General features: G+C 51.9%; 18 protein-coding genes. 6 read left to right on the forward strand and 12 right to left on the reverse strand.

All coding sequences use genetic code 11. From position 1 onward, the window contains the following. Positions 1–394 precede the first annotated feature (394 nt). Complete coding sequence (locus F608_RS0121635) at positions 395–1138, forward strand: sulfotransferase-like domain-containing protein (RefSeq protein WP_022667798.1); 744 nt, start codon at positions 395–397, stop codon at positions 1136–1138. Positions 1139–1349: 211 nt separating this feature from the next. Here F608_RS0121635 and F608_RS35220 read toward each other — a convergent pair whose 3' ends face one another. The 10 genes from F608_RS35220 to F608_RS32955 form a co-directional block, all read right to left on the reverse strand. After that, positions 1350–3149, reverse strand: a complete 1800-nt coding sequence (locus tag F608_RS35220; RefSeq protein ID WP_084681220.1) for a two-component system sensor histidine kinase NtrB — start codon at positions 3147–3149, stop codon at positions 1350–1352. 161 nt (positions 3150–3310) lie between these two features. Then, positions 3311–3724 carry a DUF2000 domain-containing protein gene (locus F608_RS0121645; protein WP_027363000.1) on the reverse strand — a complete coding sequence of 138 codons (414 nt, stop codon included), beginning with the start codon at positions 3722–3724 and terminating at the stop codon, positions 3311–3313. 152 nt (positions 3725–3876) lie between these two features. Next, positions 3877–4305: a helix-turn-helix transcriptional regulator gene (locus tag F608_RS32945; RefSeq protein WP_022667801.1), complete on the reverse strand. Its 429-nt coding sequence runs from the start codon at positions 4303–4305 to the stop codon at positions 3877–3879. Beyond that, positions 4220–4606: an AraC family ligand binding domain-containing protein gene (locus tag F608_RS35890; RefSeq protein WP_084681221.1), complete on the reverse strand. Its 387-nt coding sequence runs from the start codon at positions 4604–4606 to the stop codon at positions 4220–4222. Before F608_RS35890 ends, F608_RS32945 begins: the two co-directional genes overlap by 86 nt. 242 nt (positions 4607–4848) lie before the next feature. Beyond that, positions 4849–5511, reverse strand: a complete 663-nt coding sequence (locus tag F608_RS0121670) for a hypothetical protein (protein WP_022667805.1) — start codon at positions 5509–5511, stop codon at positions 4849–4851. A 144-nt stretch (positions 5512–5655) separates the two neighbouring features. After that, positions 5656–7065 (reverse strand): permease family protein, encoded by a 1410-nt coding sequence (locus F608_RS0121680; RefSeq protein WP_022667807.1) that lies wholly within the window; start codon positions 7063–7065, stop codon positions 5656–5658. Between the two features lie 126 nt (positions 7066–7191). Beyond that, a complete protein-coding gene (locus F608_RS0121685; protein WP_022667808.1) occupies positions 7192–8499 on the reverse strand; it encodes an acetyl-CoA hydrolase/transferase family protein in 1308 nt (435 codons plus the stop codon). Further along, complete coding sequence (locus F608_RS32950; protein ID WP_033398552.1) at positions 8435–8764, reverse strand: hypothetical protein; 330 nt, start codon at positions 8762–8764, stop codon at positions 8435–8437. The genes F608_RS0121685 and F608_RS32950 overlap by 65 nt, the downstream gene beginning before the upstream one ends. Positions 8765–8774: 10 nt before the next feature. Next, complete coding sequence (locus F608_RS0121695; RefSeq protein WP_022667810.1) at positions 8775–10223, reverse strand: 4-hydroxyphenylacetate 3-hydroxylase family protein; 1449 nt, start codon at positions 10221–10223, stop codon at positions 8775–8777. A gap of 323 nt (positions 10224–10546) precedes the next feature. Then, on the reverse strand, positions 10547–12283 hold the full coding sequence (locus F608_RS32955) for a sigma 54-interacting transcriptional regulator (protein ID WP_022667812.1): 1737 nt from the start codon (positions 12281–12283) through the stop codon (positions 10547–10549). A gap of 203 nt (positions 12284–12486) precedes the next feature. On the opposite strand from F608_RS32955, the gene F608_RS0121710 reads away from it, so the two are divergent. Genes F608_RS0121710 through F608_RS0121720 form a run of 3 tightly spaced genes read left to right on the forward strand, consistent with a single transcriptional unit; the run spans position 12487 to position 15881 of the window. Next, complete coding sequence (locus tag F608_RS0121710; protein WP_022667813.1) at positions 12487–13323, forward strand: flagellin N-terminal helical domain-containing protein; 837 nt, start codon at positions 12487–12489, stop codon at positions 13321–13323. A 4-nt stretch (positions 13324–13327) separates the two neighbouring features. Beyond that, positions 13328–14221, forward strand: coding sequence for a DUF362 domain-containing protein (locus tag F608_RS0121715; RefSeq protein WP_022667814.1), 894 nt, complete (start codon positions 13328–13330; stop codon positions 14219–14221). Continuing rightward, the gene (locus tag F608_RS0121720; protein WP_022667815.1) at positions 14160–15881 is read left to right on the forward strand and encodes a 4Fe-4S binding protein; all 1722 of its coding nucleotides are present in this window, start codon (positions 14160–14162) and stop codon (positions 15879–15881) included. The genes F608_RS0121715 and F608_RS0121720 overlap by 62 nt, the downstream gene beginning before the upstream one ends. On the opposite strand, the gene F608_RS0121725 is transcribed toward F608_RS0121720, so the two are convergent. Continuing rightward, positions 15882–16712 carry a DUF2279 domain-containing protein gene (locus F608_RS0121725; RefSeq protein WP_027363002.1) on the reverse strand — a complete coding sequence of 277 codons (831 nt, stop codon included), beginning with the start codon at positions 16710–16712 and terminating at the stop codon, positions 15882–15884. It lies immediately after the preceding gene. Positions 16713–16992: 280 nt separating this feature from the next. Here F608_RS0121725 and F608_RS0121730 point away from each other — a divergent pair, with 280 nt between their 5' ends. Further along, complete coding sequence (locus tag F608_RS0121730) at positions 16993–17526, forward strand: MerR family transcriptional regulator (RefSeq protein WP_022667817.1); 534 nt, start codon at positions 16993–16995, stop codon at positions 17524–17526. After that, entirely contained in the window at positions 17513–18742 is a 1230-nt protein-coding gene (locus tag F608_RS0121735) for an MFS transporter (RefSeq protein ID WP_027363003.1), read from the forward strand. Before F608_RS0121730 ends, F608_RS0121735 begins: the two co-directional genes overlap by 14 nt. On the opposite strand, the gene F608_RS0121740 is transcribed toward F608_RS0121735, so the two are convergent. Next, a complete protein-coding gene (locus F608_RS0121740) occupies positions 18714–19214 on the reverse strand; it encodes an acyl-CoA thioesterase (protein ID WP_161626886.1) in 501 nt (166 codons plus the stop codon). The genes F608_RS0121735 and F608_RS0121740 overlap by 29 nt on opposite strands. Positions 19215–19283 lie beyond the last annotated feature (69 nt).

Genomic DNA, 19283 nt, shown 5'->3' on the forward strand with positions numbered 1-19283 from the left:
CATCGTACACGAGATAATTATATGTTTGTATTTGATGGGTGAAAGATTGAAATGCTTAATTAAAGGGCCGATCTGTTTGAGTGGTCTATTGTTTTAACATTGAGTTCCAAGTTTTTTCTCTGGTTTTTTCAAATTCAAATGATAAATTCGAGATAATGCCCGCATAATTATAGATATCGCCAATATCCTTTGGAAAATATGGAAATATCGCCCTGAAGACATCACTTTTCATCTGTTTCAGTCTCATGCTGACCTACCCCGGTTGATGATCCGGAAAAATTATTAGATAATAACCGGCTGAAATTAAATGATTATTCTTATTTGACACAACAATCCGCTAGATAACCATTCCATACCAATAAAATAAAAAAACCTATAAGGAACCATATATAAGATGAATAATATTATTGCACTCTGGACCCATCCCAGATCCATATCAACAGCCTTTGAACGGGTTATGATGGAACGGGGAGATTTGAATGTACTTCATGAGCCCTTTTCATATCTTTATTACGTCCATGAAGGCGATGCCAGCATTGATCAGCAGTATGTGGATCCGGATCATCCCACAGATTACTCCGGCATTCGGAATCATATTTTCAAGGCATCAGATCAGGGCCCCGTATTTTTCAAGGACATGTGCGCCCATTGTTATGACCGGGTGGTGGAAGATACCGTCTTTCTGGATCGGGTAACCCATACCTTCCTCATCCGGGACCCTGCAAAGGCCATCGCCTCCTACTATGCCATGAACAAGGATGTAGCCCTTGAAGAAATCGGTTTGAAACAATTATGCGGTCTGTTCAAAAAAGTTCAGGCCATGGGTCTGGACACCGTTGTCCTGGATGCCGATGATCTTGAAGATGAGCCCGACGGTACGGTCCAGGCGTATTGCGATGCCATTGACATTCCCTTTATCCCGGAGGCCATGACTTGGGAATCCCGGCATCAGAAAGAATGGGACATCTGGAAAGACTGGCACAGGGATGCAGCAAGAACCACCGGTATTGAGAAGAATGTGGAGACCTTTGAAGTGACGGTGGATAACAATAAACATCTCAGATCTTTTTACGATCATCAGGCCCCCTATTACGAGGTCTTGTATGATCAGCGTTTAGAGCCTGTTTTCAGCGATTGAACAAAGCCGAAAATTCAATTGAAAAATATACAGATTCAGCCCCGAGTGCCTCGGATATGAAATCTTTCTGATTTTTGCAAGAATGGTAAACTTGGGATTTAATTTTCACACCAGGGCAATCGTATAAAAAAGATGAATCCGCCATCCGGCAATTCGCGCAGCTTCCCAGGGCGCATCGCTCCAACTTAAACAGGATGAAAGCTCTTTTCCATTATTCCCGGCATTCCATATCAGACCGGATTGGAAGTTTGATGGTAAAGCATGTGCCCTGGCCCGGAACCGAGGCCACCTCCATCTGGCCGCCATGTTCCCTAACCATTATGTAGTATGAGATGGAAAGGCCCAGTCCGGTTCCCTTATCCTCTTTTGTTGTGAAAAAGGGCTCAAAGATGTGTTCGCATGTTTCCGGATCCATTCCAATGCCGTTGTCCTCCACCTGGATATGGATGTTCTTCTCTCCCCGGTTCAGCCGGAGAATCAACCTGGGGGAGTCATCCGTGTAATCCTTTCCATTCATTGAATCCGAGGCGTTGGTTAAAAGGTTGAACAGCACCTGCTGAATCTTGGTCTTTTCACAGAAAACAGCCTCAAGACCGGGGGAGTATTCCCTCAGGATTTCCATATTTTTGAGGCTGTATTTTCCTTTCAGGCCATGGTCATGGCCGGCAAGTTCAATGGTGGCGTCCAGCAGGTCCGGCAGGCGGACTTTCTCCCTGACATGAGTGCTTTTCCGGGAAAAATTCAACATATTGTCAATGACGTTTGCGGCGCGCCTGGCGGCCTTGCCAATATTATCCAGCTGGTTTATCACCCCCCTTTTTTCCACATACTCATGGATGGCTGAAAGGGGAATCCCCAGGGATTCCGCTGTTTTTTGATTGGCCGGACTCTCTTTTCCCAGACGGTTAGAAGCAACCTGGACAGTCTGGATAATCCCGGCCAGGGGATTGTTGACCTCGTGGGCCATTCCCGCGGCAAGACCGCCCAGGGACATCATCTTTTCCGACTGGATCATCATTTCCTGGATCTTTACTTTTTCGGTAATATCATTGACCAGGGAGGCCGCGCCGATGACCCGGCCGTCCGCGTTTCTTAACACCGAGTTGTACCAGTCGCAGAGAATCTTTTTCCCGCTTTGGGTGATGTTCTCGTTGATGCTCCGTTCCCCTCCCTGACCGGAGAGCAGGGCCTTAAAAATTCCGGCAACCGGTTTTTTCATCTCCTCCGGCAGAATCAGGTCGGAGACATGTTTTCCCAGGGCCTCTTTTTTTGTATAGCCGAATATGCGTTCCGCCGACGGATTCCATTCAACTGCCCTGATTTCCAGGTCCCAGAAAATCGCTCCCACCGGAGTTGTCTCCAAGTGATCGGATAATTTTTGCTCACTGTCCAGAAGCGCTTTTTCCGCCTTTTTCCGTTCTGACAGCTCCTCTTTCAATGCTGCCAGGACCTGTCGGTTGACGGCAAACCCCTTGAAAACTACGACAAACACAAAGACCATGGCAACGGCATTATCGAAAAAGTACTCAAGAATCTCCTTTGGGGGAAGGACAGCTTTTGTGTTTAAATGGAAGTTGAACAGAATAAAGAGAAGGGCGTTGATACTGAAATAAACGGCAATGGGGGTCCGGTTTTTGAAGAAGGCGATGTGCATTCCAGAGAAGAGGCCCGTGACCAGAACAATGGTGTCCACCTTGCCCACGGCCGGACTGACCGGGTCAAGGAACAAGACCATCCACAAACCTGCAAAGCCGGAGATGAAAATGGTGTGGATGGCGCATGTATAGTAGCCTTTGACCAGAATCAGCAATGCGCCCACCATCACCAGGGCCGTAAGAATCTGTATCGATAGGGTGAGATTGATATCCTGCAGCCAGATCGCATAGGCCACGGTGAACAGGGTGGCGATAATTACAGATATCGTGACCAGAATGATGAAGCGCGCCCTGAGAAAAAGTTCCTTATCCTCTGTGTCATAGTTCTTCAGAAAGATGTTCAACGACCAGTTCATGTTAAAGCCCTGCCAATTCGGATTGAAAGCAAACCGACCCTTTTTAGCAGATATTCCGGTCAGATGTAAACCTTGGGCAGATCCAGCCACCAATTATCGGCGCCCCATCCAAGTCATAAGAAAGTTCCTGGATCTTTACCAGAGGGCATGGGAGTTATTTTTTACTGGTACAGCTGTAAGGAACCGGTCAACCGGTTGATTTTTTTCCCGGAGCCAAAGAGGCAGAGCCCTGAAAATTCCAGGTCCTGATAATCGGTCCCTGAAAGCTTTTCCCGGTATTCATCGTAGTGTCGGCTTTCCTGGGCAAGGGTATTGAAATCGATCAGGTCAATTTTCTGTCCCTGGTCCCTGTATTGGACGACCTGCTCATAAATTTCCCTGAGCCTGTTCCTGTCTGCCCCAAGAACGGGTATATTTTCCCGGGTAATTCCCCGGTGAATACCGGACGAGGCATCCTCAAGATCCGGACCCAGGATCTTCGGATCTGCATTTCCTAAGGATATCCCCAGCACGGCCGCGGTATTGGCTGCCAGCCCCGGAGAAAGTTCCTTATTAATGATCATGACAATTTTCATTTTATCTCCGCAATAAATATAAACCGCCTGCACCGGCCGGTCAGGAACCGGGTGCCGGTCAGTTTTGTTTTTAATCGTTCTTTGATTTCTACAGGAGAAAAAGGCGGTGGGATTGTAAAAAATTGCGCAAAGATTCAAGAAAAAAGGATGGCCTAGCTGGAATTTTTATATTGAGCCGGGTTGATGCCCGTGAACTTTTTAAAGGTTTTAATGAAATGGCTCTGATCGAAAAAGCCGCATTCAGCGGCAGTATCGGCCACGCTCCGGTCCTTGAGCAGAAGGGTCCGGGCCAGGTTGATCCGTTTGTCCAGAACATAGGCATGGGGTGTCAGATCATAGGCCCGGCTGAAGTCCCGGATGATGGAAAATTTATTCCTGCGGCAGATCTTTTCCAGATCCTCCAGACGGATATCCCCGGTAAAACGTCTGTCCAGAAAGGATTTTATTTTCTGAAGATTTCCCGGTAGGTCCTGATCTCCGGCTTTGGCTTCGGGATCAAGCCCGAAGATATCCAGGAGAATCTTTCCTACAAACAGGAGGGCCCGGGTTTCCTGCTCCAGGCCGTCTTCCCCGGATCCCATGGACGGTAAGACCAAAACTTTTCTGCAGCCAATGGGGATCCAGGAAGACCATGGTGAACCTGAACAGGTCAGGATCACTGGGCTGGCATAAATGAACGGTCCGGGGCGGGATCAGGACAACATCGTCAATCTGGAGTTTCAATTCCAGGGACCGGCACAGGATGGTGCTGGATCCTTTTTCCACAAATCCCAGGGAAAGCTCTTCATGGGAGTGTTTTTTAACGGAATAGGCGGTTTCAGCACCGGTTTTGATCTCCATGAAGGGCAGATGCCTGTTTCTGATGATCCTTGTTTTGTCCATTGGATTCTATCCCGGGTTCTCCAATTGGATTCCATAGTCTGGGTAAAGCTTCTCCAGTTTCCTTGATCTTTAACGCATTCTTTTTTTATTGTCAAAGAGCTATTCGTCGGGCGTTATCAGGGCTTTGCGGTAGATGACTACAGCTTCAGCCCTGGGTGCTTCGAATATGAAACCTTTCTGATCTTTGTAAGGTTGGGATGAAGCTTCCGCCATGGCGTACAGCTTTTTGACAATCGTCATTATCACCGGAGATATCTTTGGGCCAAGAAGAGGGAAAGACTTTTCATGAGCTTTTTGTCCAGTCCGGAATCCGACTTTGATATGCAGTCCGACAGTTGATCCGGCGGTATAACCCCCACTCCCTTATATTCGAATCCCTCTACCCCGGGGATTGCCAGAAGAGGAATTGGCATGATTTCCTTGTCATAGCCTTTTTTGATCAGCATGCGGATCATATGGCAGCGCTGCCACAACTTTTTCGTTTCAATGTCCATCTGCCTGCTGCCTTTATCCAGGGGGCGGTCCGGTGTGCTGATCACAAAAATTCCCTGGGGGGAGACAACGAGGCAGCTGATTTTAAAGAATTCCAGGGTAATCCCCGGAAAGATATCGAAGTCCTCATCCAATTGGGAGAGATCCTTCAGTAGCTGCGGCATCAGAACCTGCCGGGGAAGATCTTTCCGGAATAGGGCAAGCCAGGTCAGTGGATTTTTTTTGAATGCCACCAGAACAAAAAAAAGAACAGCCCCGATGACACTGATCAGAGTGAGGGTATTGTCGGCAGAAAGAGTGTCGGAACCGGTTTTCAGCATCACCCACAGGGTAAGGGCAACGATCAGAGCCAGGCCGATCTGTTTTCCCGGACTCCTGCCGGATCCGGATTCCTGTTTATATATGAATGCCATTTGATTTCCCCCTGGTATTTAGCCCGTTATTTCAGGCCGGTTTTGCCGGATCCATCCGGCTTTGTTTTCCGGTGATTCTTCTGCCTCCCTGCCGGTGATGATTCTGCCGCGGAGCAATACCGCGGCAAAATCAGGTATGCCGGCTTAATCCTCTTCCGAGGTCACTGTGATTCTGTTTCCCGGAAAGGAAGGCTCTTCTTCCATATAGGCCTCTTCTTTCGGGGTTCCCAGGTAGATCAGGGCGCTGAGAATAATGGCAGCTGCCAGCCCCCAGGCCGCTCCGCGGGTGGCCAGGACAGCACCGGCAACCCCCGCGATTCCCAGGTCATTAAAGGATCTGGACTTGAGAACACCGATGCGGACGCTGACATAGCCCTGGACCAGCATTGTGGATGCCAGGCCCACACCGAGGATCGGTTTGACCGTGGCAGTGACAGGGGCCAGGAAATAGCCTGTCCAGGTGCCGAATCTGAAGGAGGCGGCGCCCCCGGTCAGGGAATCCATGGCTTCCGGGCCGTTTTTATACCGGTCGCAGCAGACCACCTGCATGGCTGCCCAGAGCGGACCGCACATGGAGATATCCGGTCCGGCAACGCTCATAAAGGCATTTCTGGCGCCAAAGATGATATGGGCCCTGTCAGGGCTGTAATTGATTGCCTCATCTTTCCGGTATTTCTGGGCATCTTCAATCAGGGCCTGGGTTTGGATAACATCACCAAAGATTACGATATAGGCACTGAGTACCATGGGAATACTGGTCAGAAACAGTTTTGCAGAAGGAAAGGGGATATTGCCCAGCAGGGTAAAGTCCCTCCACAGGCCCGCAAAATCCGGGCGGGTGAAAATAACGGCTTCATAATGGGGCCAGGGGATTTCACCGAACAGGGGGCCGATGAAGATGGCAAGGGCCAGGGCCGGCATCATCCCCAGGTTGGACAGGGTCAAAAGGATCTTGCTTTTGTTTCTGACTCCCTTGAAATGGCTGGAAAACAAGAGGTAAAAGGCAATGCCGATACAGATGGTAATGGTCCAGGGATAGGCGTCAAAGCTTTTCAGTCCCTGTCCGGGTTTGAAGATGAGCATCACCGCAGAAAAACCGGCGCCGATGAGGATTGCCGACTGGACAGCATTGGGGATGAGGGAGATCACCCGTTTGGCAAGGCCTGAGGCCCCGATAAAGATGCAGAATGCCCCGAAAAGCATCTGAAAGGCGATGAGGGCCTGCATCCGCTCCACCCCGGGGGCAAAGGTTTCCACATAGGCAATGAGGAGGGGAATGGCCGGGGTGACCCATCCGGGAACCACAGGGTCGCCAAAGGTTACATGGGCAAGGTAGAGGGTGCCGTTGATAATCACGATGGCCAGGGCGACCTCGTAGGACATGCCCAGCTTGGCCGTCAGAACGGGAATGATGGCAAGGCAGACCGTGCACATGAGAATCCCCTGCAGGTAGTCGGCAAATTCAAAATTGTAGTGGATAAACGGGAGCCTCATTCTCAGGGGCCCTAAAGGGATACCGGGTTGCTCGCTTCCATACTGTCGTTTGATACTCATCGAACCTCCTTATTGTTAAGAATTAATTTGGGGTTATGAAAAACTGGCACCTGCTGCCGGGCCGGGCACCGGAATACCGGCAAAGGACGAAGTTCGGTTTTCATGTCCTGGGGAAGCCCTGGGGTTTCAGGATGCGGCACCAAGGAAAAACAGGGCTTCAAAATCAGAAGAGAGCTGTTCCCTGAATTCCGGATGGGCGATTTCGATCAATGCCCGGGCCCTCTGTTTTACGGTCCTCCCCCTAAGTTGGGCAATTCCGTACTCGGTGACCACATAATCCACATCGTTCCGGGAGGTGGTCACGGCCTGACCCCGGTCAAGGCCAGGCACGATCCGGGATACCTTGCCCCTGGCGGCTGTGGAGGGAATGGCAATGACACTTCTGCCTCCCTTGGATCCCCTTGCACCCCGGACAAAATCCACCTGGCCGCCCACCCCGCTGAACTGCCGGGTGCCCAGGGCGTCCGCCGCCACCTGTCCCAGGAGATCCACAGAAATGGCAGAGTTGATGGAAACCATGTTGTCATTTTCTGCGATGACAAAGGGATTATTGGTGTAGTCCACCGGATAGATCTCAACCATGGAGTTATTGTCCAGCCATTGGTAAAATCCCTGGGTTCCCATGGCAAAGGAGATAATGATTTTGTAAGGGTGAAGATTTTTGTTTCTGCCGGTGATCACTCCTTTTTCGGCAAGGCCCATGACTCCGTCGGAAATCATTTCCGAATGGATCCCCAGATCCTTTTTCTCGTCCAGGAAGTTCAGCACCGCATCGGGTATGGCGCCGATGCCCAGCTGGAGACAATCCCCGTCCCGGATCAATTGTGCCACATTGGCGCCGATGGCCTGCTCGATATCTCCGATGGCCGGCGGGTCCATGGTAATGACGGGGCGGTCTGTTTCCACAAAGGCGTTAATCTGGCTGACATGGAGAAAGGATGTACCGGGTATGGCCGGCATATGCGGGGTGACTTCGGCAATGACGGTTTTGGCACTCAGGGCCGCCTGGAGGGTGTAGTCCACGGAAACCCCCAGGCTGACATTGCCGGATTTGTCCGGGGGAGAGACCGTGATCAGGGCTACATCCACAGGTAAAATATTCTCCTTGAACAGCCCCGGGATATCCTTGAAAAAACAGGGGGTGTATTCTGCCTTGCCCTGGGCAATAAGATCCCGGGTGATCCCTCCTGCAAACAGGGAATGGTGACGGAAGGCCTGCTGGTGTTCGGGCCGGCAATAGTCGCTTTTTCCCATGGAAACCATGTGGACGATTTCAACATCTTTCAGGCGGCTGCTGTTTTCCACCATGGCCGCAAGCAGGGTTTCCGGCGAGCCTGTGGCATGACCGGCCACCACCCGGTCTCCGCTTTTAATTGCCTTGACGGCCGATGGGGCCGTTGTGGTCATTTCTCGGTAATAATTCTGCCAGTTCATCTAAATGCTCCGATTCTATTATTTTGATCAATGGTTCCGCATCTGCCGGGCTGTCCAGGAAAAATAGAGGCATCCGGCTGAAGGCCTCGATATCGGCGCAGGCATTGGGGCAGCCTGAGACCACCAGGATGATGTCGGTATCCGGCAGGTTCCAGGGGACCAGCTCGGCCCTTTTGGCCAGCCTGGTCCTTATCTTTTCGACAAGGGCGGACCGGTCATATTCCGGCATGCAGCCGCCGCAGTATTTCACGCCGATGCGGTACACCTTCCAAGGCCTACCCGGGAGTGATGCCGCAGAGTTTTTTTGCCACTTCCTTTTTGGCTTCCATATTGGTCTGCCGGGCAATCATGATGCGCTGGGCCTGGGGAGATCCTGCCCCGTGCATGGACTCGGTCAGATATCCCACGGCAGCCGTGCCCAGGGTCAGGTTTTCGATGAGACGAAGGATCTTCATCCGGTCCTCTGTGGAAACTTCGGAATTTCCCTTGAAATATTTTTTCATCAGGGGGCCCACCTCCTCGGATCTCAGGTCCTCTTCCGAGGGAAGGGTGACCATGAGGCCGCCGGCAATGTCCTGGGCCAGCCGGGCAATTTCATAGGGAAACCGGGTGACGTTCTGTTTGCAGACGTTGGCCAGAAGGGTGTTGACCAGATAAGTTCCGCTGGGTTCCCTGTGTCCCTGGGCAGCGCAGGCAATGGAACCGCAGAACAGGGTTTCATTGAGATGGTTCATCTCAATGATCTTGTCCTTGATATGGGAGGCCTTTTGGGCACCGTTGTACTCTGCAGCGATCTGGGTGGCTCCGATGAGTACATCCCCGACACCTGCCTTGCAGGCGTAGCTCTGGCGGTGGTATGAGGCAAACTGCTCCACCAGCTGCCCGGCAAATTCATACTCCTTGAACATGAAGACCCTTTCCCAGGGAACAAATACCCTGTCAAAGACCACCAGGGCCTCGTGGCCGCCGTAGATCCGGTTGCCCCGGTCCAGCTGGCCTTTTTCCAGCTTTCTGGTGTCACAGGACTGCCGGCCCATGATATAGGTGATGCCGTCGGCGTCGCTGGGCAGGGCAAAGGAGACGGCATAGTCTGCATCCTCTTCGCGCATGGCAATGGTCGGCATGACAATGATCTCGTGGGAATTTACAGCCCCTGTCTGGTGGGCTTTGGCCCCCTGGACAAGAATGCCGTCGGGCCGTTCTTCCACCACATGGAGGAACATATCCGGATCCGGCTGCTTATGGGGCGGCAGGGACCGGTCTCCCTTGGGATCGGTCATGGCGCCGTCACAGGTCAGGTCCTTTTCCTGGACATGGCACAGGTAGTCCTTGAACCTTTCATAATACCGGGTGCCGTGCTTTGCATCGATGTCAAAGGTGGTCATTGACAGGGCATTCAAGGCATCCATGCCCACACACCGCTGGAAACAGCATCCGGTCAAAGAGCCCATCAGACGGCCCATTTTTGTTTTTTTTATCAGGTCGTCGGTATTCTGGTGGATATGGCAGAACCGGTTGATGGTTTTTCCGGTAAGATGGGATCTGGCCGTCAGCAGGTCTTCGTATTCGGGTTTAAGGGAGAATTCATAGGTGGCGGCAACCGCATTCATGGAGGGTCGTATAATGGGATCATCCACCACATTTTCCACTTTTTTCCCGAACATATAGACGTTCAGGTTCAGTTTTCTCAAGCTTTCTTCGTATTGTTCAGCATTCATCCGCATGACCGACTCCCTTGTTCTTTTTATTTTATTCCCATTCCAAATTCCCTTGGGTTTTAATCAGCAAAACCAATGCCAGCTTTCTTTCCTGCCGGGGCCGGTGCCTGGGATTGGGGGTGAAATATTTCAACTAATTGAATGGATCCAGAGGGTTATGATTTTGTAAAGAAAAAGAAATTCATGATCCAGAGGATGTGAAAGGGGAGAATTTTGATTTTTTTTCGATGCTGTTCTGCATCTATAACATGCTTGTAAATTAAGGAGGCTTATTTGAAAGGTGTCTTTTTCATCGATGCAAAAATGATTCGATGCGATTTAGCATCGAATCAGCGGGAACGGATCTTGTATCGTGCGGCTTTCCGCACGATGGTGGACTGGTTAACCCCCAGAACACGGGCTGCCTTTCTCGTGCTTCCCTGCTCTGCAAGCACCTGGGCGATGATGGATGCTTCAAACTCGTCCAGGGCCGCCCTGAGAGAGGTCTGATGGTACCGGGGCAGGTGGGTTGAATTGTTTTCTTCGGTCAGATGGGCCGGCAGGCTCTCCAGAGTAATTTCCCTGCCCGGGGTGACCACCACAACCCGTTCGATAAGATTTTCCAGTTCCCGCACATTCCCGGGCCAGTCATAATCATAAAGGCAGTCCATGGCCCTGGGTGTAAAGGATTTATCATAATTGTATTTTTTGTTGAGCCGTCTTAAAAAAAATTGGACAAATCCTGCAATGGCCTCTTTTCGTTTCCGCAGGGGAGGGATATGGACGGGCACGACATTCAGCCTGAAAAAGAGGTCTTTTCGGAATTCCTTCCGGGCCACCATCTTCTTGAGATCCCGGTTGGTGGCGGCCAGGATCCTGACATCCACGAAAACAGGCTCGCTGCTTCCGATGCGGATACATTGTTTTTCCTGGACCACCCGGAGCAGCTTGGCCTGAAGTCCCAGGGGCATTTCCCCGATCTCATCCAGGAGCAGGGTTCCCTGGTCTGCCATTTCAAAGAGTCCGGGGCGGCCGGATTTTTTGGCTCCGGTAAAGGCCCCTTCTGAATAGCCGAACAATTCAGACTCCAGAAGGTGTTCGGGAATGGCGGCACAGCTGATTTTCATAAAGGGTTTGTCTTTTCTCGGGCTGGCAGAGTGGATCATGTCCGCCACCACTTCCTTGCCCACTCCCGATTCCCCCTGTATCAATACCGTGGAATCCACCCTGGCCAGGCGCAGGGCAAGGGCATGGACATCTGCCATTTTCTTGGAGATGATAATATATTTTCCATCCCCTTGGTTTCCGTTTTTTAACCGGGTCAATTCCTCCAGATACCTGTTCTGAAGGGATTTCATGTTCTTTAATTCTTTGTGGAGGCGGTGGAGTTCGGTCACATCCCTGACATTGGTTACCACCAGGCTGATCTGCCCGGTTTCATCAAAAACAGGTGTGCCGGTCACCATAAAGGTCTTTCCGGACCTGACCTGCTGGATCAGGGATTCCGGCTGTCTGCTGGACAGCACTTTCAGGGTGACGGATTCATTGAAAACCCCTTCTTCCACCAGCTCGTGCATGGTCCGGCCCAGAAGCTCCTCCCGCCGAAGGCCGGTGATCCGTTCGTAGGACTTGTTGAGGCGGATGGTCTTTGCATTGCCGTCGGTCACATAGATCCCGTCAAAAGAAGATTCGATGATGGCGGTAAGTTCATTGCTCAGATTCCGGGTGGCCATGAGTTCACTGGAAATATGCTCCAGTTCAGATACGTCCTGGAGTACGGCAATTGCCCCGGCGATTTTTCCTCCAATTTTAACGGGAGTCCGGTTGGAAATATAATTTTTCCCGTCAATGGAAATTTTCTGGACAGATTCGGTTTTTCCCGTTTTCAATATGGTGTGGAGTCTGGATGTTTTCAGGATGGAGGTGAGAGGCCTGCCCAGCAGCTCTTTTCTTGGGTGGCAAATGATCCTCTCTGCCGACCGGTTGCAGCCGATGAGGAAACCTGAATGGTCAATGACCAATACAGGATTGTGCATGGAGTCAATAAGGGCCTTCATCTCCTGGGAGATGGTCAGGGGTGTAGTCATTCTTTTTCTATACCAGTTTTACTGCACTCCGGGCAACTAGAACATGGAATTCATGCCCTGCAATCTGCGGTAAAGCGGACGACAAATTCCAACGCCCCATTTTTCATCATGGCATCCGGGTTGAGAACGATTATCATTTGGGGGTTGATTTTATTTCATAATTCCTTATACTTAAACAATATGTCCAAGTATGGGGAGGCATTATGGCATTTAAAATCAATACAAACACCATGGGTGGATTCTCCACCTATCAACTCCAGAAGAACCAGCAGGATCTTTCCAAGACCCTCCAGCGGCTTTCAACGGGGAAAAGAATCAATCAGGCTGCGGATGATGCATCGGGCATGGCCATTGCCGATCAGTTGGCCAGCCAGGCAGACAGCCTGGCCCAGGCAGCCAGGAACGCCAATGATGCCATTTCCATCGTCCAGGTGGCAGACGGGGCGCTGGCCCAGGCATCGGAACTGGTACAGGATATCCGGGTAAAAGCGGTACAGGCGGCAGGACCGGCCCAGAGTACAGAGAGCCGCCAGGCCATCCAGGCGGATATCGACGCTTCCCTGGAAGCCTTGAGCCAGATCGCCGACACCACCAGCTTCAACGGACAGAAACTGCTGTCAGGCACATTCAGCGACAAGGCGTTCCAGATCGGGGCGGCATCGGGTGAGACCCTGGAAATCTCCCTGGGCTCGATCAGTCCGGATCAGATCTCCAGTGAAGATCTGGGTACACTGGCCGACATTGATGTCACCAGTGATGAGGGGGCACAAAACGCCATTGCAATGGCAGACGAGGCCCTGGCCTATATCTCCCAGCAGCGGGCCGCCGTGGGGTCGGAGCAGAACCAGCTGGAGTCCACCATCAACAATCTGTCCAGTACAAGGGTCAATATCCTTTCTTCGGAATCCGAGATCCGGGATCTTGACTTTGCCGAAGAATCCATGAACCTGAACCGGCTGAAGATTCTGGCCCGGGCCAGGGGCTTTGCCCAGACCCAGGCCGCGGAAACCGGCAAGCGGATCATCGACATCCTGGAATAGGACCATGAAAAGACGGGAATTTTTAAAAAGTAGCGCAGGTCTGGCTGCAGGCTTTGCTTTCCGCCCCCTGGGATGGGCGGCTGAACCGGGCCGGCCCGAACTTGTGGGGGTCATGGGCGGGGAGCCCGGCCCCATGTTTGACCGGGGCATGGCTGCCCTGGGCGGGATAAAGGCTTTTGTCAAGCCCAACCAGACCGTGACGGTCAAGCCCAATATCGGGTGGGATAAGGAACCGGATATGGCGGCCAATACCCATCCGGGACTGGTGAAGCAGATCGTTGCCCAGTGCAGGCATGCCGGAGCCAAAAAGGTCTATATATTCGACCATACCTGCGATTCACCCAAGCAATGCTATGTGAGCAGCGGCATCCGCGATGCGGTAAAGGATGCCGGAGGAACCATGGTGCCCGGGAACGCCAAGGCCAGTTACGGTCAGATCGAGATCCCAAAGGGAAAGATCCTGACCCGTGCCCGTGCCCATGAGCTTTTTGTGGAATCGGATGTGTTCATCAATGTGCCGGTGCTCAAAAGTCATTCCTCCACCCGGCTGACCATTGGCATGAAGAATCTCATGGGTGTGGTCTGGAACCGGGGATGGTGGCATTTTTCCGGGCTTCATCAGTGCATTGCCGATTTTTCCACCTTTAGAAAACCCGACCTGACCATTGTGGATGCCTACCGGGTTTTGAAGGTCAACGGCCCCCGGGGGGTCAGCCCCGATGATACGGTTCTCATGAAATCCCTGATCATCAGTACGGATCCCGTTGCTGCCGATGCAGCTGGGTCCAAGATGTTCGGGATTGATCCCGGGGAAATTTCCTATATCCGCCGGGCCCATGACATGGGAATCGGGACCATGGATCTTTCCGGGCTCAATATCCAGAGAATCCGGGTATGACAATGAACAGAGGTTCAAAAGGATTTTCCTGCATCTGCCCGTGAAAAATCTGATTCGAATCCGCCTCAAGACCCTGCGCAGAATCGTCTCCCTGGGAGTCCTGATCCTTTGTTCATTCCTGTTCCTGGATCTGCACGGCATTTTCCCCCCGGAGTTCTTCCGGGGAGTTCTATTTTTTCAGTTTATTCCCTCCCTCCTGAAATTTTTCACCCCAGCCGGGACCGGGGCAGCCGGATTTATCCTGGTGATTCTCCTGACCGGCATTGCCGGGCGGATCTACTGCTCTTTTTTATGCCCCCTGGGGGGTATCCAGGATGTGATCCTGAGATTCAGGTTTTGGAAAAAAAAGAAAAAAATGAGATTTTCGTCCCCCTGGAACAGGGTGCGGTATTCAATCCTATTCCTGACATTGGCCTCACTGCTCCTGGTTCTTGTCTTCTCAGGCTCCATGGTTATGATCAATATTCTGGACCCCTACAGCAATTTCGGCCGGATCATGGCCGTCCTGGCAAGACCCGTTGCCGGGCTGGGAAACAACGGCCTGGCCAAAGTCTTGAGTCTGGCAGATCTTTACTGGATCATGCCCGTATCCATTCCCGTGCCCAACCCCGGTGTCATCTCAGCGGTCCTGGTTTTTGTCCTGATTCTGGCTGTCCTGGTCATCCGCCAGGGCAGGATCTTCTGCAATACCCTCTGCCCGGTGGGGATATTTCTGGGTTGGATCTCCCGGTTTTCCCTTTTAAAACTGGTCATGGACCCGGATTCCTGCACGGGCTGCGGCAAATGTGAAAGAGTCTGTAGGGCAGGGTGCATGGATCCGAAAAACAAGCAGCTTGATTTTCAGCGGTGCGTTTCCTGTTTCGATTGTTTGGAGGTTTGTCCCGAGGGAAGTGTTTCTTTTCAAGGCCCCGGGAAAAAGAAGGGAACCTGCCTTCCCCTGAAATCGAATGGTTCAGGATCTGGAACCGAATCCGAATCCGTTACAAATCCGGGCCGGAGGGCCTTCATGGCCCTGTGCGCCCTTGGGATCGCAGGATTCCACAGGATCGTGGAGGCGGCAGTCAAACCCGTGGTCTATGTGAAGAACAAGATACCGGTGAAGCGCAAACATCCGGTTCTTCCGCCAGGGGCTTTATCCCTGGATCATTTCACTTCCCGGTGTACGGCCTGCCATCTCTGTGTGACCGTCTGCCCCGGTCATGTGATCCAGCCGGAACTCGGCGGTTTCGGAACCCGGGGAATCCTCATGCCCCGGATGAACAATGCAAAGGGGTATTGCAATTTTAAATGCACCCGGTGCGGGGAGGTCTGTCCCACCGGGGCCGTTCTTGCCCTGGAACGGGAGGCCAAACAGCAGGTACAGATCGGCAAGGTGGTCTTTATCCGGGAGAACTGCATTGTGGTCACCCAGAAAACCGAATGCGGGGCCTGCTCAGAGCACTGCCCCACCAAAGCCGTGACCATGGAAAAGGAAGGCGGCCTCAGGGTTCCCAAGGTTCATCCGGACATCTGCGTGGGCTGCGGAGCCTGTGAACATACCTGTCCGGCCCTTCCCCATAAGTCCATTTACGTGGAGGGCAATCCGGTTCATCTTAGGGCGGAGAAACCCAGGAAGAAGAGCCTGGAAGCCTTTGATCCGGACAAGGGATTTCCCTTTTGATCAATCGTTGAGATCTTTTTCCAGGGGGATATAGGTGTAAGGCGCCTGAAAGTAGGTGAAGAATTTTGAGATTTTCGGCATGGACAGGCCCGAGAAGATCTCAGGCAGGGAAAGGCCGATGCCCAGATATATGTTTCTTTCCCGGTCCCCGTCCCGGGAATAGCCCCTGGTATAATACCCCAGCTGGAGCTCAAAATGGCGGGCAAAGGAATCCTGGATAGATTCAAATCCGTTCAGTTTAAGGGCCATGACAAATTTCATGTTCTCATAATCCGTGAACACATCTGCCCGGTCAAATTCCGGGATATACTCAATCCTGAAATTGATTTTTTCAGACAGACTTGGATGGGAGTAAAGAAAATAGCCTGCGGCAGAACCCAGAAGATTCATGATCATATCTTCATGGGAAAATCCATAATCACTGAAGGCGTCCCCCAGTTCCATATATCCCATCATGGCAAAGGATGACAGAGCTCCCAGGCGGGCCGACTTTTCAGTGGAATATCCCCAGTCCTCAAAGGTTCCGGCCAGAAGATGGGAGAGGCCGTAGGAAAAATAAAAATGGCCCCATTTGTCCGCCCCCCCTTCTTTTGTGTTTTCTGAAAACCAGCCTTCACTCCCGGTTGCCGGACTGCTTGAAAAATAATCCCAGTTGGCCGTGCCCCAGACCGTAATGGCAGCAAGTCCGGCCAGATTTGTCATGAGGACCTTTTGGGATTTGGATGGGTTCTGACCATCAAAACCGTGGGCAGGGGGCTGGCCGCTTACCAGAAAAATCAAAAATAGCAGAGTGAGAATTCCTCTTTTCAAGAATCCTGTGAAATGATTCATATTTTCCTCCTGAGCGTTCAGGGAAGCCGGGATGGATTCAAAAATTAGCAGGAGAGGGGCATCTTTAGAGAGAAGAACGGGAAAGAAGCGGAAATGAACGGGAGCTGGCAGATTCAGCAGGGTTCCCAGGTTCGGATTGCAAAGGATCATACCCCAGGAAAGGCGCGTATTCAATCAAAAATTTTAAGCCGGGCCGGATAAAAAATCTATTGACCTGTCTACAACCTTATAGTTTATCCTTTGACTCAATTAACCGAAGAGATGCGAAAATGAGGCAGTCATGTACACCATAGGAAAATTAGCCAAAAAATTCAATTTATCCCGGACCGCCCTTCTCCACTATGACAAGATCGGGCTCTTACAACCCTCTGGGCGGTCAGATGCCGGATACCGGCTTTATTCCGAGGAAGACCGCCAAAAGCTGGACCAGATCCGCCGGTTCCGGGAAACCGGCCTCTCCCTGGAGGAAATCCGGACCGTGACCGCTTCTCCGGCCCCGGACCTTTCCCGGATCCTGGAAAACAGGCTGGACAGCCTGAACCGGGAAATCCGGGAGCTGAGAAACCAGCAGCAGGTGATCATCAAGATCCTGAAGGACAGGAGTTTGACTGCCAGGACCCGGTACATGGACCGGAAAGGCTGGACCCGGCTTCTGAAAACCGCCGGTCTGGATGAAAAGGGGCAGCATAAATGGCATCTGGAATTTGAAAAGATGTCTGCCGAGGCCCACAGGGATTTCCTCGAACAGCTCGGGTTTTCCGAAAAAGAGATTCAAGGCATAAAAAAATGGGTGTTTGAATATGATGAAAAATAAGAATCTTACCCTTCTCCTTTCCGGGCAGCTGGTCTCCCAGACCGGGGACAAGTTCTATATGCTGGCTCTTTCCATGATGGTTCTTGAAACCACCGGGTCTCCTGCCAAAACCGGACTGGTTCTTTTTGCCGGCCTGCTTCCCGTGGTAGGGGCCGGGCTTTTTTCCGGAGTGGTGGTGGACCGGGTCAATAAAAAGACCCTCCTGATTGCAACGGATCTTTTCAGGGGGTTCATCGTATCCTTTGTCGCCTATCAATATATTCAGGGTTCCCTGGGACTTGGAACCATCCTTACCAGCCAGGTCCTCCTGGGGCTTAACTCCGCGTTTTTTAATCCCACCATTCCCAGCATCATCCCGGGGATCGTGAAAAAGGAAAACCTGTCCAAAGCCAATGCCGGGACCCAGTTTGTATCCGGTATCTCCAATATCCTGGGACCGGCTGCCGGCGGGATAATGGTGGCCGGCACCGGCTATTTTATCGTGTTCGGGCTCAACGCCCTTTCTTTTTTTATTTCAGCCGGGTTTGAATCTCTGTTAAAAATCCCGTCCATGACTTCCGGCCCCAGGGAAAGTCTGGGCCGCTCGTTAAAAAAGGGATACCAGTTCATCTATGGGGATTCCAGGCTGATGAACATTCTTTTGATGGTTTTTGTCATCCATTTTTTCGTGGGATGTGTGGAGGTGGCCATTCCGGTCATTGCCGATCTTCTGCCCGGTAAAGGGGCGGCCAATATGGGGGCGATCCAGGCGGCATTCGGGGCCGGATCCGTTGTCATGGCCCTGGCCTTAAGCTATGCCAGGATCAACGGCAGGGAATCTTTCCTGCTCTTTTCGGCGGTGGGGATGATCGGATGCGTCATCTCCCTGATTGGGATCTCCCGGGTTCTGGATCCCAATGTTCTTTTTCCCATGCTCCTGTTCGGGCTGGCCGGCAGCTCCATCATCCTGGCCGGTACCAGTTTCCAGACCCTGATCCAGAACCGGACCGAGCCTCACATGATCGGCCGGGTCTTCGGGGTGGTCAGCTCCCTGGGCAATTTTTCCATCCCCTTTGCCATGCTGGTCTACGGATTTCTCTTTGAAGCTTTTGATCTCAGGCGGGTAATGGGATTTTCCGGGCTCTTGATCATTCTCACGGCAACCGCTTCCTTTCTCTCCTATGGGAAAAGAGAAAAGCTTGCGGAGGCTAAGACTCGCTCAGGATCTCCTGTTTGACCGCTTTGAGACGATCTTCCATTTTTATGGAATAAAGGGGCGTGCCCGGGAACAGGGCGATTTCACCGAACAATCGGACCAGATTCTCATCCGGTTTGGCCGGTTTGGCGTCCCGGATGGAAAAATAGGCGAACTGCGTGTGCATCATTGCCTTGAGCTGTCCGTTTTCCGGGTTGACCATGACGAATTCCACCAGGTTTCTCAGGGTGTCAAAGGTCAGCATCCGGCTCCAGATCTCCAGTTCTTCTCCCAGGAGAGCCGGCTTCATGTACCGGATATCATGGGAAATCACTGCCCAGCTGTTTCCGGTTTTCCGGGAATGCTCAAAGATGTTGAGGACCTTATGGGTCCGCAGCTGCTCTTCCCGGGCGTTGAGAAAATAGTTTAAATACTGGGCATTGTTGAGGTGGGAAAAGGGGTCGCAGTCTTCAAAATTCACCCGTTTGATCAGCTTCATGGTCTGGATCATCATCGGTCTCCGGTTTGTTGTTGCTGCTCCAACGGAGGTTTGCAGGCTCATCAATAGGGGATTGATTCATGG

It is taken from the genome of Desulfospira joergensenii DSM 10085, from assembly GCF_000420085.1.
GTDB lineage: Bacteria > Desulfobacterota > Desulfobacteria > Desulfobacterales > Desulfobacteraceae > Desulfospira > Desulfospira joergensenii.